At 41.4% G+C, this 14834-nt stretch carries 12 protein-coding genes and 2 pseudogenes; 3 read left to right on the top strand and 11 right to left on the bottom strand.

Annotated features, from left to right (window positions below; all coding sequences use genetic code 11):
* Positions 1-181: 181 nt before the first annotated feature.
* The 5 genes and pseudogenes from Xenpb_RS17310 to Xenpb_RS17330 all read right to left on the bottom strand — a co-directional run.
* Positions 182-841 (bottom strand): annotated as a pseudogene (locus Xenpb_RS17310) (terminase TerL endonuclease subunit); the annotation flags it as partial.
* A gap of 1 nt (position 842) precedes the next feature.
* Positions 843-1127: pseudogene (locus Xenpb_RS17315) on the bottom strand (phage major capsid protein); the annotation flags it as partial.
* A gap of 125 nt (positions 1128-1252) precedes the next feature.
* Complete coding sequence (locus Xenpb_RS17320; protein WP_187655454.1) at positions 1253-1648, bottom strand: DUF1240 domain-containing protein; 396 nt, start codon at positions 1646-1648, stop codon at positions 1253-1255.
* Positions 1645-2610, bottom strand: a complete 966-nt coding sequence (locus tag Xenpb_RS17325) for a hypothetical protein (protein ID WP_187655455.1) — start codon at positions 2608-2610, stop codon at positions 1645-1647. The genes Xenpb_RS17320 and Xenpb_RS17325 overlap by 4 nt, the downstream gene beginning before the upstream one ends.
* A 352-nt stretch (positions 2611-2962) precedes the next feature.
* Positions 2963-4180: a site-specific integrase gene (locus Xenpb_RS17330; protein ID WP_187655456.1), complete on the bottom strand. Its 1218-nt coding sequence runs from the start codon at positions 4178-4180 to the stop codon at positions 2963-2965.
* Positions 4181-4447: 267 nt separating this feature from the next.
* On the opposite strand from Xenpb_RS17330, the gene Xenpb_RS17335 reads away from it, so the two are divergent.
* A complete protein-coding gene (locus tag Xenpb_RS17335; RefSeq protein WP_187655457.1) occupies positions 4448-5431 on the top strand; it encodes a quinone oxidoreductase in 984 nt (327 codons plus the stop codon).
* Between the two features lie 22 nt (positions 5432-5453).
* Here Xenpb_RS17335 and dusA read toward each other — a convergent pair whose 3' ends face one another.
* From dusA to Xenpb_RS17350, 3 genes are all read right to left on the bottom strand, one after another.
* The gene (dusA, locus tag Xenpb_RS17340; RefSeq protein WP_187655458.1) at positions 5454-6428 is read right to left on the bottom strand and encodes a tRNA dihydrouridine(20/20a) synthase DusA; all 975 of its coding nucleotides are present in this window, start codon (positions 6426-6428) and stop codon (positions 5454-5456) included.
* A gap of 184 nt (positions 6429-6612) precedes the next feature.
* On the bottom strand, positions 6613-7629 hold the full coding sequence (locus Xenpb_RS17345) for a hypothetical protein (protein WP_187655459.1): 1017 nt from the start codon (positions 7627-7629) through the stop codon (positions 6613-6615).
* A gap of 292 nt (positions 7630-7921) precedes the next feature.
* Positions 7922-9070 (bottom strand): DUF1266 domain-containing protein, encoded by a 1149-nt coding sequence (locus tag Xenpb_RS17350; protein ID WP_187655460.1) that lies wholly within the window; start codon positions 9068-9070, stop codon positions 7922-7924.
* Between the two features lie 466 nt (positions 9071-9536).
* Between Xenpb_RS17350 and zur the strand changes: the two genes are divergently transcribed.
* Complete coding sequence (zur, locus tag Xenpb_RS17355; protein WP_187655461.1) at positions 9537-10049, top strand: zinc uptake transcriptional repressor Zur; 513 nt, start codon at positions 9537-9539, stop codon at positions 10047-10049.
* Between the two features lie 147 nt (positions 10050-10196).
* Here zur and lexA read toward each other — a convergent pair whose 3' ends face one another.
* Both lexA and Xenpb_RS17365 read right to left on the bottom strand, forming a co-directional pair.
* Positions 10197-10814, bottom strand: a complete 618-nt coding sequence (lexA, locus tag Xenpb_RS17360) for a transcriptional repressor LexA (protein WP_187655462.1) — start codon at positions 10812-10814, stop codon at positions 10197-10199.
* A gap of 119 nt (positions 10815-10933) precedes the next feature.
* A complete protein-coding gene (locus Xenpb_RS17365) occupies positions 10934-11305 on the bottom strand; it encodes a diacylglycerol kinase (RefSeq protein WP_187655463.1) in 372 nt (123 codons plus the stop codon).
* Between the two features lie 136 nt (positions 11306-11441).
* Between Xenpb_RS17365 and plsB the strand changes: the two genes are divergently transcribed.
* Positions 11442-13922, top strand: coding sequence for a glycerol-3-phosphate 1-O-acyltransferase PlsB (plsB, locus tag Xenpb_RS17370; RefSeq protein WP_187655464.1), 2481 nt, complete (start codon positions 11442-11444; stop codon positions 13920-13922).
* Positions 13923-13974: 52 nt separating this feature from the next.
* On the opposite strand, the gene ubiA is transcribed toward plsB, so the two are convergent.
* Positions 13975-14829, bottom strand: a complete 855-nt coding sequence (ubiA, locus tag Xenpb_RS17375; RefSeq protein WP_187655465.1) for a 4-hydroxybenzoate octaprenyltransferase — start codon at positions 14827-14829, stop codon at positions 13975-13977.
* Positions 14830-14834 lie beyond the last annotated feature (5 nt).

Below are 14834 nucleotides of genomic sequence, written 5' to 3' on the forward strand. Positions count from 1 at the left end.
TTGATATCAGAACGCGGGTCATCGATCTTACTGATAAAGTTAAAAATACTCATTATTACGATCGCTATTTTTATGGAATAGCGTGATCTTATCGTTTTAATGAGAGAAAGAGCTATAAGAAGTTATATTCTGGTCTTTATTTAACCTAAATAACCTTACTAAATATATGAGATCTCACCCTGATTTTATTCGCGGATTTCTTCTTGTTTGGTTTGATATTAGCGTTAGCGTCCGTTTCCATCACCACATTGGACATCGCCCATGCCAGCACCGGATCGCCGTTGTGACGAATGACTTTGCGATTAACAAACACCTCAGCCGACTTCGCCACGGGGCTAAAGCGCATATAGGTTTGCGGGAATGGCTCAACATCCAGCCCCGCACCTTGTAATTGTGTTCTAAGATGCGTGGCGTTCCATGTATCAAATCCCACCAGTTTGATATCAAAGTGCTGGCTGTCTTTAAGAATGTCATCACGAATACGGTCATAATCAATGCAGTCGCCTACGGTGGTGCGTATCCAGCCCATTTACGCCCATTGTCGATACACCGCCCGATTCTTATTGGCAGGATTCTGTAACTGGGCTTCCGGTAAGTAATGGCGGGTCAGTAATAACAGTTCATTATCCACGGGGAAGGTGTAACAGATACTGGTGATATCGCCTGTTGAGGATAAATCCAGTCCGGCGTAACACTCCAAGCCTTTCAGGTCGTTTTCTTCATAATCCATTTGGCAGGCTTTCCATGCACCTTCGCCCATCCACGGCGCTTCGCCCTGACACCAGATATTAAAGCGTTTGGTGAGCATTTCTGTCCACTGTGACGGGATGCCCCGCGCTTTCCAAGGTGCGGGTTTCTCCGGTCAGAACATAGTGGCGCAGTTCGTCATTACTGAGGTTCTTGCTGGTCGGTTGGGGTTTGCTTGCCTGACTGCGTTCTTCATCAGACAGCACCTCATAACGAACAATTTCCGTATTCAGGTTATCGGATTGGCTGCGCAGCTCGTCGAACTGTTTGGCTTCATCGGGATTCAGTGAGCGCTTTTCGTCTTCGGCTTTGGTAAGCAGCGAACGCATTTGATGAGTTAAATCGGCTTTTTGCTGGCGTAATTCGAATAGTTTTTTCATGGTGTCGTATGGTTATTTATTTTCCTCAAAGACACTATTTAATACTATGAAAAATAATTAAAAAGCCTCTAAAGTTTAGAGGCTAAACAGGGAAAAACATAAGGACAGAATATTTACAAAAAATTTCATTTACACAGGGATAAATTTTTCACATAAGTAGTTGGTGACATCCACGATATTTTATCACATGTTAAATAACCATCATTTTTTAACTTATAATCAACATAAAAAGAGATAGGTAAGCTAATGACAAATGATGCAATCATCAATCTACTCAGGTACTTAACAAGTATCTTGTTGTATTTAGGTAATCTATCAAATATAAAGAAAAAAATAGAACCTGATAAAGAGTAAAATATTATAGGGAAAGATAGAATACTTATAATAACTGCGCTGGAGAATGTTATTTCATCTTTCATTAATACTAATGAAACAGCAGATTTAATAATGAAGCTCATCAGAAATGTAAGGAATAATAACAATATTACTCCACCCAAGGCTTTTAAATATTTGCTATTCACCTAATTCTTCCCATCGTATTAAAAAAATATTGTAAGTCTGCTTCCGGTGTTCTTGGCTTTCTCTTCATTTCTTCTTTCAAAAGTGCTATTAATTTTTCGCTTATTCCATATTGCTTATCAACAAGATCTAAACCGATAGCCGCTAGAATTCCAACAGCTAAAACTATTCCCGCAACAACAATAATACTTCCACCTACCAAAGCAGTGGCAGTTAAAAGTGATCCTACAATCCAAGAGGAAGCAGCAATAATAGCAGTTTTAGCCATATCCATTGTTATGTTGCCGATAAAATCGGCTAAAGTATATTCATCCTTAAAAATACTTTCTATCAATCTATAGCCAATCGAAAAGACAATACAGAATCTAACACCTTTGATAATACTAGCATTAAGACCTTGCTGTCCTATCCCCATGGCTAACATTTGAGGGTGGCTAGCACCGTATCGGGTTCCCCTGATAAGGCGCCTAAGACCAGCATGACCTGACAGATGAATATATTTTTTCCCATTTTCTCCCACATAGGTTTTTGCAGTAATACTTAACCTCTTAAATTCCCGGCAAACATCAGAAAACCCATGTGAATCATAAATATTTCCCGCATAGGTGGAAATAGGATCTGTGACAGAAAATACATACGCCATAGGATTTTTTTTCTTGTTATCTACTTCCGTGCCTCTTGCAAATTCGTCTCCGTAACTTAGATTTTCTGCTTCCGTACCTCTTGCAAATGCTTCTCCATGACTTGGGATTTGTGGATGGGAGGGACTGATATCCTCAATAATGCTTTTGGCTTGCGCTAATGTGAGAACAAAGTGATATTGGGTATTATCACTCAATACTTTTTCTAACCCAATGGCATCAAAAAATTCATGCTGGGGTTTTAGCTGATTAATCCCTACATTACCCCTTAAAAAATCGCCCATATAACCATCCCAAGTGGGATTATATTTTTTATGTGTCATTCCTCAATTCTCCGTAGCACTCAATATCAAATTAATAATTGATTGACTTATGTCAAGATTTCCGATGTAGCATCAATTAAGCAGGATATAACAACAATGCTTACCCATTCCAGCATGGAAAAGATCCACCTTTAAATTTGTGATGAATCTCTATTCTTAAGCAAAATCAGACAATTACTTAATTTCAGTCATACCATAATAAAAAAATTATGCACTAAATTTATTATCCCAGACTCATCCGGCTTTTATTTGCCTGCCAGAGATATTTTACTTAACAGAAATTATTACGAAAAAAAACCACATTTGTTACATATATATCACAATGGTCATTATCACAACTCATTAATTTCGATTATTGAGCTGCTTTTAATATAACCACATTCTCATAATTGCCCGCTAATACATCCAGTCGCTCACACCACTTGTTTAAAGCGTCCAGCTTCTCTGGTAGGTATTGGCTCTTGTTGTATATTGCCATGATACCCGGCAAAGCGTGCCCTAGAAGCTGTTCTACCACATGTGGTGCTATACCCATGTCATTCATTTTAGTTGCAAACGTTCGCTTTAAATCATGCAAAGACCATTCCTCGTCATGCTCTAATTTTTTCCATATTTTTCTGCCATATTGTGCAACTGCTTCAAGTTTTTTAACTTCCCCTAAGAGGTAACCACTTTTATGGTTTTGGTTAATAATATTCACCAAAAATAGCTTCATGTATTCCGGTATTGGACGAATGATTTTCTCACCTGTCTTGCTATTTTCTTTTGGAACAGTCCATAACATAGAATTAAAATTCCATTCTGAACATTTAGATAACCTGATCTCTCGTGTCCGATAACCAAATACAACCAAAATTTTCAATAAATTATTATAATAAGGTAAATACATACCTGAATTTATGGAGTCCCATAATTGACCAAGTTCATTATCTTCTAAATATCGCTGGTCTTTATTTTGTTTTTTTCCAACATCCTGAATAGTTAGATCATCCAATACATGGTTAACTGTATACCTTCTTACCCGGCAAAATTTTAGAGCTTGCTTGCACAATTGAAATACAGAACCAGAAGCCACAGGAGCTTTCTTTTTCATTCGATCAAAGCATTGCAGCCAATATGTTGTTTCACAATCAGACAATGCCATTTCACCAATATAAGGATAAATATGCTTTTCTAATTGAAGAATAAGGGTATCAATATTGACTCGATTTTCTCTGCCGTAGTGCTCTATCCAATATTCGATAGCGTCTTTTGCAGTAACTGGTTTTAATGATTCCTGCATCGCTAAGTTAAATTGGAGCTTTGGATCTTTACCAGATGCTAACCAACTACGACATTTATCCCTCGTTTCTCGAGCCTGTTTGAGACTCACATCAGGGTAGCGCCCAATAGTAAGGCGGTTTAACTTTTTGCCATCAAGTCGGTAGGTAAAAACCCAACTAATGCCACCAACTTTAGATGCTTTGGCGCTCAATCCAGCACCATCGGCAAAAAATTCAATATTGCCCCTTTCTTTTCCGTGCAGGGTTCTAAGTTTTTTGTCACTGAGCTTGTTTAGTTTGGCAGCCATGCTCGCTAAAGATATTTATACAATTGTTTATACGCAGTGTGCTGTAAGAGGGGCAAAACGTCAATAAACACTGTAACAACATACAGTTGAATGATTAATTAATTATTTGATATTTATATAAAAATAATAATCATGGACAAACTTCAAAACACAAAGTAGTTATATATAGTCTGTAATGATTTCAGATACATTTACGCTGTTTGCAGCGGTTTCATTGCAAACGTGCGAGGCTGTTCCCAATATTTCTAATATAATGAGAGAGTTACCATGGCAAAACACATCGAATTTTCCGCCACTGGCGGCCCAGAAGTACTCCGATATTGTGAATTTACGCCTGTTGACCCTGCATCTGATGAAGTTCAAGTCGAAAATAAAGCCATCGGGATTAACTACATTGACACCTATGTACGTAGCGGGCTATATCCACCAGCCAGTTTGCCCAGCGGGTTGGGAACCGAAGCCGCAGGTATTGTCACTAAAGTGGGTTCAAATGTGACATCCATTAAAGTTGGTGATCGTGTTGTTTATGCCCAATCTGCCGCTGGTGCTTACAGTGAAGTACACAATGTGCCCGAAAGCAAATTAGCCCTGTTACCGGATGAAGTTTCATTTGAACAAGCTGCTGCATCTTTTTTAAAAGGTTTAACTGTTTACTATTTGTTCAATCTGACTCATAAGATCCGGTCGGGAGAAACATTTCTGTTTCATGCCGCAGCCGGCGGTGTGGGTTTAATTGCCTGCCAATGGGCAAAGGCATTGGGCGCAAAATTGATTGGAACAGTGGGTTCAGACGAAAAAGCATCGCTTGCCAAAGCGGCTGGGGCATGGCAGACCATCAACTATCATCGCGAGAATATTGTGGAACGTGTCTTGGACATCACTGGCGGGGAAAAGGTTGGCGTAGTATATGATTCTGTCGGCAAGGAGACATGGCTGGACTCATTGGATTGCCTGAAACGGCAAGGTTTGATGGTCAGCTTCGGTAATGCTTCGGGACCAGTGACAGGCGTGAATTTGGGGATCCTCAATCAGAAAGGTTCACTGTTTGTTACCCGCCCTTCTCTTAATGGCTATATCACGACTCGCGAAGAATTGGCAGAAGCCAGCAAGACGCTGTTTGATCTCATTGCCAGCGGTAAAATCAATGTGGATGTACCGGAAAACCAGCAGTTTCCACTGAGAGAAGCCGTAAGGGCACACCAGATGCTGGAAAGCCGTGCCACCCACGGTTCCAGCTTGTTGATCCCATAATACAGAACAAAATGAGAGCGGATCACATCCGCTCTGTCACCATTTCCAGCGCTTTTTCAACAATCATAATATCAGCACCAGCTTTATGGGCATTTTCACTCAAGTGGCGCCGCCATTGGCGTGCACCGGGAATGCCCTGAAAAATCCCCAAGATATGGCGGGTGATATGTCCTAAATAAGTTCCTTTTGACAACTCCTGTTCGATATAAGGATAAAGCGCCTTAATCGCATCAACCGTATTCGTCACGGGTGCGGTTTGATCAAACAACTCACGATCTACATTCGCCAGAATAGATGGATTTTGGTAGGCTTCTCTCCCAATCATTACACCATCCACATGCTGCAAATGCTGCTTAGCTTCTTCCAATGACTTAATGCCGCCATTAATGGAAAGAGTCAGTTGTGGGAAATCTTTCTTCAATTGATAAACTCGTGGGTAATCCAGAGGCGGAATTTCGCGATTTTCTTTTGGGCTCAATCCAGACAACCACGCCTTGCGCGCATGGATCACAAAATTGTCGCAATCACTGTTTTTCACGACAGTATCAATAAAATCGCACAAAAACTCGTAACTATCCTGTTCATCGATCCCGATGCGGGTTTTCACTGTAACAGGAATATCCACCACATCCTGCATCGCCTTGACACAATCGGCCACCAGCGCGGCTTCTCCCATCAGGCATGCTCCAAAACGGCCATTCTGCACACGATCAGAGGGGCAACCAACATTCAAATTGATTTCATCGTAACCCCGCTCTTGCGCAATCTTGGCACAGTGCGCCAAAGCGTGAGGTTCACTGCCACCCAATTGCAATGCCAGTGGATGTTCTTGTTCGTTATAAGCCAGATAATCCCCTTTGCCGTGAATAATCGCGCCTGTTGTCACCATTTCCGTGTAAAGCAACGCTTCCTTACTTAATAGGCGATGGAAGTAACGACAATGACGATCAGTCCAGTCTAACATGGGGGCAACGGAAAAGCGGGATGATGGGTGCATATCACAAACCTCATTTAAAAATCAAAAAGATAGCGCCGATACCGCCGCTTTATATTCTGGTTTATTTTGGCTTATTCAGCCATTAGGGGGGAGCTCAAACTTCCCCCAGATATCCAAGGCGGGCAATTATACAGAGCGAGAAGGATAGCTTCAAACTCAGCCAGATTTAACCACTACAACCGAATTAATCCCACTCAAAGCGTAGTACTGAGAATTCTTCTTGAATTTCATTGATAAACCTGTTCGTATTAGAAAGGCTCCAATTTCGAGCGATGTAATATCCTTCATCTTGGTAAACAAACTCAGGTTCTGACTGAGTACGATATTTTTTGTATTTATCTTCAGTACTTTTGATTTCTTCGAATTTCTTCAATAACTGAAAAGAACACGTTTTATTATATCGGAGGAAGTAAAAAACAGATTCACTGATAAGTTTATGCTCTTCCAGTGCTCTAACCGTATAAAAACCAATATCTGACTTACGGAATTTTTGCTGATAACGTTCTCCATTGACATACAGAGTCAACGATGAGTGATCTTTTTCGCTATTGCGGGCCACTCTCTCTTCTCGCTTTTTATGACGTACTTCTATCTGGTAATCCATCGCTTCAGGAAGGGGAATAATTTGCTCAACATTCAATAAGAGTTTTTCACCAATTCTAAAAGGTTGAAGACGAACACAAGTAATGTCCAGCCCCATATCATTCAACCATAAAACTGATGTGGTAATTTCTTTAGAAAAGTTACAAGCAGCTAAGACAATACGTGTCTCTTTAGCAAAATCACCTTGTTGTGGTGAGTCCCATCCCAGAAAATCTAATATCGAACTTTCAGCATCAATATTTTGCCCCATTCGATTTAAAAAATCCCTGTAAGCACTAACTGCTTGCTCCCAAGTTAGATTCGCAACCATAGCAGCATAACGAATCGCTTGGAGTTCCATATGACCACCATCATCATCCCGCTTTAGTTCTATAACGACAAGATTTGCAGACTTATCAATACCGAGTAAATCAAGACGACGATTAGAGTCCACAAAATGGCTATATTCTTCGGCGATCACTAATGTATCAGGGCTAATAGCTTCAATATTTAATTTTAAGAGGCGCTGAATGTCTTCACGTTCCTTCAACTTTTCAGCCTCAAATGAAGTCATTTCAACTTTTATTAACGAATCCTCTGTTAATTCATATATTGTCATTTAAGTTCCCTCATCCCTACTCGACATATCAAAAATGACCCGGTTAAATTGCTGTGTGTTTTCTGGGCCATCTAACAAACCAATAAATTTATCAACATTCAAATGCTCAAACATTTCACACGTATCTTTGCTCTTTTTTAATACACTTCCCAAATGTACGGAATAACGTGAATGGTAAGATCGCCGGGATGGGTAATCGTAAATCAAGTTGATTTTCCATCTTCGGTTCCTTTTGCAATACAGAGTAAAACCTATCCAAGCAGGCGATCAATGTCACTATTCAGTGCAAAATTCAGTGCAGGATGCGGATTTCAGTATGGTTATTATCTTCATCCATTATTTCATCGTTGAGCGGATCTTCCATCTGATCTTGTAATATAGAATTTACGACATCAGCAAAACCATCTTTCATATATTGTTCCATGAAGATGCCTTTCGGATCTGGCCAAGGTAATTGCGCTATAGGCCAATCACAATATTCTTTATAAAATCGGAATTCTTTCAAACGACCTTTTACTGTATCAAAATCCCGGCTCCAATAAGCGTTACCTAACCGGTAATTAGTGTAAAACGCATCAAAGCTGCCAAAAATTTCATAAACATAATCCGCAGTTTTCAATATATTTTTCCACGCTGTTTCTTCACTGATATAACCCGCGGAAAAACAGTTCCGGCTCAAAACAATTGCCCGCCAAAGATCAAATCCCCAAAGCAAAGCGGGAGGACGCCCATCAATTGACCGAGAGCATTGTTGGACATATTCAGGTGATTCTTCAATCAAGCTGCCCAGTACCGTAAACATTTCTCCATCGGTAAAAACTGCATCAGCAGCAAAGCGTTCTGAGTGCATTCCTGTCCATAAATCATGCAATGTTTTCCAATAATCTTTTTCATCAAGAATGCCCCAGTTTTGGTAAACTTGAGATTGGTGAGGTTCTGCATCAGACAAAGGCAAAATACGGTATTGATAGTTATCGTGAGCAACTCGACTTTTCAGAGGATAATGCTCTAAGGTTTCTGTCCAAAATCCATCGTAATAACAACTCACTATATGCAGACGCAATGCCTGACGTTTTTCTTCCGGCAAAACAGCATATTTTGCTTGCGAATAATAACGTTTTTGCTCAGCAATAGGCAGGTTTTTGAGACGTCGGAAGCTATAAATAGAAAGAGATACACCGATTAAGCTTAAACCAACCAATACAGCCCAAAGTATATAACCCATGAAAGGTATGTTACCAGCACTGAAAATCAATCCCGTTATCCCTATCGATAACCCACTCAGTAACAGTGTTGTAATCCAAAGTATACTTAAGCCAACTGCCTGAATAGGTTTAAGAAACGCCATTCCTTTTCTTTCTTTGAGGATTGCTTTGACTATCCTAAAACCATCAACAGGAAATCTTCTATTATTCGGGTGGTTCTGTAGTAATTCTTTCATTTTTAATCCATTAATTTGTATTTTACGATACTGAAATTTATTTCCGTCCTAAATGGAATTATTGGAGTAAAAGTCATTTATTGTATTGACTACTGCAATTTATCTCTATCTGTAATCATATGAGAATATTCTTTTCTTTCATTGACTATAACTGTTGTTATATTGAAATAATGAATTGTTAATTTCATATCATCACTCTTATTGACCAATTTAACCATTTATATATTATCCAGTATTTTCACTTTTATTTTTTCCTTTTTTTAGCCCATTTTATTGTCCTTATCCGTCGATTGATTTTCGTTCTCCATATTCATTGGTAAGGGTATGTCACATAATGCCAAGATAGCCAGCCGCCTTATGTATATCAGGCATCAGAAAAGCGCTAATCATTGTGTAGGCTCCACTCTCAAGCCCAAAAACATGGTAGTATTAAAGTCATTAACATCGTGTAGGTGTGAGAGGTGTAATGAAAACTATCAATCAAAAAAAGTTGCTGGCACTGGCTGAGACAATCTGTCTGTCAAGAGGGGTTCGTTTGACACCTCAACGCCTTGAAATTCTTCGTCTAATCGCTGAACAGCCCAGCGCAATAAGTGCCTATGATTTACTAGATTTGCTACGTGAAGTCGAACCACAAGCCAAACCGCCAACGGTTTATCGTGGTTTAGAATTTCTATTGGAACAAGGTTTTATCCACAAAATAGAATCCACAAACAGTTATGTTCTCTGCCATCATTTTGAGGAACCCAGCCATACCTCAGCGATGTTTATCTGTGAAGACTGTGGCTCCGTAACGGAAAAAGACGCGAAAGATGTTGAATCCACTATTCAACAGCTCGCACAAGGCACAGGGTTTCATTTACGAAATAGTGTGATAGAAGTGCATGGTTTGTGCTCTTCTTGCTATGAAATCGATTCCTGCACGGAACGAGATACATGCGAGCACAATCATTCAGTTACAGAGAATAAAAAGAAATAAGGTGAGAATGCTGAAGCCTGATTAAACGGTGAGGCGGTCATGGTTGATGTACTCACTTATCCTCATGTCACCGCTTAATCTACGTTTAACGGGAACCGGGAAAATGACCGCCTCAGAATGGCAAAGTGCAATTATCCGTTTTTACGCTCAGAACCAGTCTCCGCTACGAATAACGCCTACTGCCAATCCTTCAATAGTGAAGCTCTGTTCACTCAAATCTACAACAATCGGCTTGAATTCTGGGTTTTCAGCAATCAGCTCAATTCTGTTCCCTGTTTGTTTAAAGCGTTTTACTGTGACTTCATCTTCAATACGCGCCACAATGACTTGCCCATTATGAACATCCTGTGTCTTATGAACAGCCAGTAAATCCCCGTCCATAATACCGATGTCTTTCATAGACATTCCACTGACACGTAACAAAAAATCAGCACTTGGTTTGAATAATTCAGGATCAACCTTATAGTGACTTTCAATATGTTCCTGAGCCAGCAGTGGTTCGCCGGCAGCAACACGACCGATTAGCGGTAATCCCGCACCTTCATCTTGCTCTTCGAGAAGCAAACGGATACCTCTGGATGCACCAGAGATAATCTCTATCACCCCTTTACGTGCCAGAGCCTTTAAATGCTCTTCTGCCGCGTTAGGTGAACGAAAACCCAGACGTGCCGCAATTTCAGCACGTGTTGGTGGCATACCCGTTTGCGAAATATGGTCACGCACCAAGTCATAGACTTGCTGCTGTCTGGCAGTTAATGCTTTCATTTCGCCCCCTGTTTGTTTATACAGTCAGACTGTGAGTATATACAGGTAAATTAGAATTGGGAACCTGTTAGCATGTAAAAGCAGCTAAATAACGTATTTTGATGAAAAAATACATCATCTCAGAGTATAAAATGCGACCAAAGAATTGTTCCCCAAGTCAACAGCGCAAGAATTATGGTTAGCAATACAGCCGCTGATCCCATATCTTTCGCCCGGCCCGATAATTCATGATATTCACTACCAATACGATCCACGACGGCTTCTATGGCACTGTTAAGAATCTCAATAATGATGACAAGCATGACCGAACCGATAAGCAAGAGCCTCTCAATTAAGCTGATGTCTAAAGAAAATGCGACGATGATCGCAAATATGGCAGTCACTGCCTCCTGCCGGAATGCCGCTTCATTTTGCCAAGCAGCCTTAATTCCTTTCGCTGAATAGCCCGCAGCTTTGATGATGCGGGTCAGACCTGTTGATTGATTTGCCATGGTAATTTTTTTAATCAGCTTAATGATTGTATGGTCATATAACTTTTAGCTCTTATTATTGTCTTATTTCCACAGATCTCAAAATCTGTTTCTGGTATCCTTGCGACGCGTTGCTAACAAGAGGCTTAAAGCAGTTATGTCAGGTTGGCGTAAAATATATTATAAATTATTGAATTTACCACTAAAATTATTAGTAAAAAGTAAACTTATCCCTACGGATCCCATTGCTGAGCTGCGTCTTGATACGACACGGCCCATTTTGTATGTGCTGCCGTACCATTCAAAAACAGACTTATTGACCCTGCGTCAACAATGTCTGGCGCAAGATCTGCCGGATCCGTTGAATCCTTTGGAAATTGGGGACACGCAGCTTCCTAGCTGTGTCTTTATTGATAACGGCCCACGTGTGTTCCGTTGTTATGCACCAAAACATGAATCTGTGAAAATCTTTCATTCTTATCTGGATCTGCATCGCAATAATCCTGATTTGAATATCCAGATGGTGCCAGTTTCCGTGATGTTTGGTCGCTCTCCCGGGCGTGAAGGACATGAAGGGAACACAGCGCCGCAGTTACGTCTGCTAAATGGTGTGCAGAAGTTTTTTGCGATCCTGTGGCTTGGGCGGGATAGTTTTGTGCGTTTTTCTACGCCTGTTTCCTTACGCCGCATGGCTGATGAACACGGTGCGGATGATATTATTGCCAATAAACTCGCTCGTGTTGCGCGGATACATTATTCCCGTCAACGTCTCGCGGCTGTTGGGCCTCGTTTGCCTGCCAGACAAGATCTGTTCAACAAGTTATTGGCTTCAAAAGCGATAGAAAAAGCAATTGCTGATGAAGCACGCAGCAAGAAAATCTCTCCCGAAAAGGCGAAGCAGAATGCCATCAATATGTTGGAAGAGGTTGCTGCGGATTTCTCCTATGAAACAGTGCGCTTGACCGACCGTGTTTTGAGTTGGACCTGGAACCGTTTGTATCAAGGCATTAATGTTCATAATGCCGAACGAATTCGCCGATTGGCACAAGATGGCCATGAACTGGTTTATGTTCCATGCCATCGTAGCCATATGGATTACTTGCTGCTTTCTTATGTACTTTATCATCAAGGGCTGGTTCCCCCACACATTGCTGCGGGCATTAACCTGAATTTCTGGCCTGCCGGCCCGATATTCCGCCGTCTTGGTGCGTTCTTTATCCGCCGTACATTTAAAGGCAATAAGCTCTATTCGACGATCTTCCGCGAATATCTCGGTGAATTGTTCTCCCGTGGTTATTCGGTTGAATACTTTGTCGAAGGTGGTCGCTCACGTACCGGGCGTCTGCTTGATCCGAAAACGGGGACACTCTCCATGACCTTGCAAGCGATGCTGCGTGGGGAATCCCGTCCAATCACGATTGTACCGATCTATATCGGTTATGAGCATGTGATGGAAGTTGCAACTTACGCCAAAGAGTTGCGGGGAGCCACCAAAGAAAAAGAAGGCTTTTTCCAGATGGTGAATGGCCTGCGTAAACTGCGTAATTTGGGACAAGGTTACGTGAACTTTGGCGAGCCAATCCCGTTGGTACAGTACCTTAACCAACATGTTCCAAATTGGCGTGATTCCATTGACCCAATAGAATCTCAGCGCCCCACATGGCTGTCTCCAACAGTCAGCAAACTGGCTGATAATATTATGGTCAATATCAATAATGCCGCCGCGGCCAATGCCATCAATTTGTGCACTACAGCATTGCTGTCGTCACGTCAGCGAGCACTTACTCGCGAGCAGCTTATTGAGCAGTTAGATTGTTATCTGCAATTGCTGAACAATGTGCCTTACACCAACGATATCACTGTACCGAACAAAACAGCGGAAGAGTTGTTGGATCATGCCTTGCTGATGGATAAGTTTGAAGTCGAGAAAGACAGTCTGGGGGATATCATTATCCTGCCACGCGAAAGCGCGGTATTGATGACTTATTATCGCAACAATATCCAGCACTTGTTGATCTTGCCATCCTTGATTACCAGCATTGTGATGCATCACCGTCGTATTAGTCGCAGTGAATTGCTCAGGCAGGTAGAGTTAATCTATCCGTTAATCAAGCAGGAACTTTTCATGCGTTATAGCAAGGAAACGCTTCCCGAAGTCGTCAATACCCTGATTGATGAGCTGGCGCGTCAATGCCTTATCTGTAACAAAGAGCAAGGAATGCTGGTACTGAATCCTGCCCGCATCCGCCCGCTGCAATTACTGGCGGCGGGTATCAGAGAAACATTGCAACGCTATGCAATTACGCTTTCTTTATTAAATGCCACCCCGGACATCAGTCGTGGTGTACTGGAAAAAGAGAGCCGGATGTTGGCACAGCGTTTGTCAGTGCTGCATGGCATCAATGCACCAGAGTTCTTTGACAAGGCGGTTTTCGCCTGTTCAGTCAATACGCTACGCGAAGAAGGTTATATTCAGGATAGTGGCACTCAAAATAGTGGCACTATAGTTACAACCAACGCTCAGTCACTTTACCATGTATTGAGCGAGTTAATGTCACCTGAAATTCGCCTGACAATTGAAAGCGTCAGTATGCCGCCAGAGCAAAATGACCCTGAACAGGTAAAAGAGCAAAGATAATGGTGTTACGTGGAGCATAAACGGTTAACGGGCGGTAATACCGCCCGTTATATTAGACATAGCTGAAAAAGACACCAAGGAATAAAATAAAGCCAACGTAGTTATTATTCATAAAGGCTTGAAAGCAAGATGCCCTTTCCCGGCCTGAGATCAGTTTTTGTTGATAAATAAACAACGCTGCTGCCAGCAATATTGTCCAGTAGTATATTCCCCCCAGATTCACGATATTGCCGATCAATACCAAAATACCCAACATGGTAAATTGCAGAATACCAATAATCAGTTTATCAAAGCGTCCAAAGAGTACCGCCGTCGATTTCACACCGATTTTTAGGTCATCATCACGATCAACCATCGCATACTGTGTATCATAAATCACTGACCAAATAATGTTGGCTAAAAATAACAGCCAACACTCCAAAGGTAAGGACTCACTTACTGCGGCAAATGCCATCGGGATTGACCAGCCGTAGGCAGCCCCTAATACAACTTGTGGCAGATGGCTGACACGTTTTACGAAAGGATAACTCCACGCCAACACCAAACCAACGATCGACAATGCAATCGTCATTTTATTCAGCGTCAGAACCAGCACAAAAGAGATGAGTACTAGCGTGGCAAACAAGATTTTACTTTCTTTTTCGGTGACATCACCACTAGGCAGAGGACGAGATTTTGTTCGTTCTACATATCCATCAAATTTTCTGTCTGCGAAATCATTAATGCAGCACCCCGCAGCACGCATAGAAAACACACCAATAGTAAATACTAACAACACATGTAAATTTGGTATACCTTTTGCGGCGATCCACAATGCCCAATATGTTGGCCATAATAATAATAATATGCCAATGGGTTTATTGATACGCATTAAACGGCAATAGGCACGCCATTTATTTTGCGTCATTCTGA

Source organism: Xenorhabdus sp. PB62.4 (assembly GCF_014467285.1).
Classification (GTDB): Bacteria; Pseudomonadota; Gammaproteobacteria; order Enterobacterales; family Enterobacteriaceae; genus Xenorhabdus.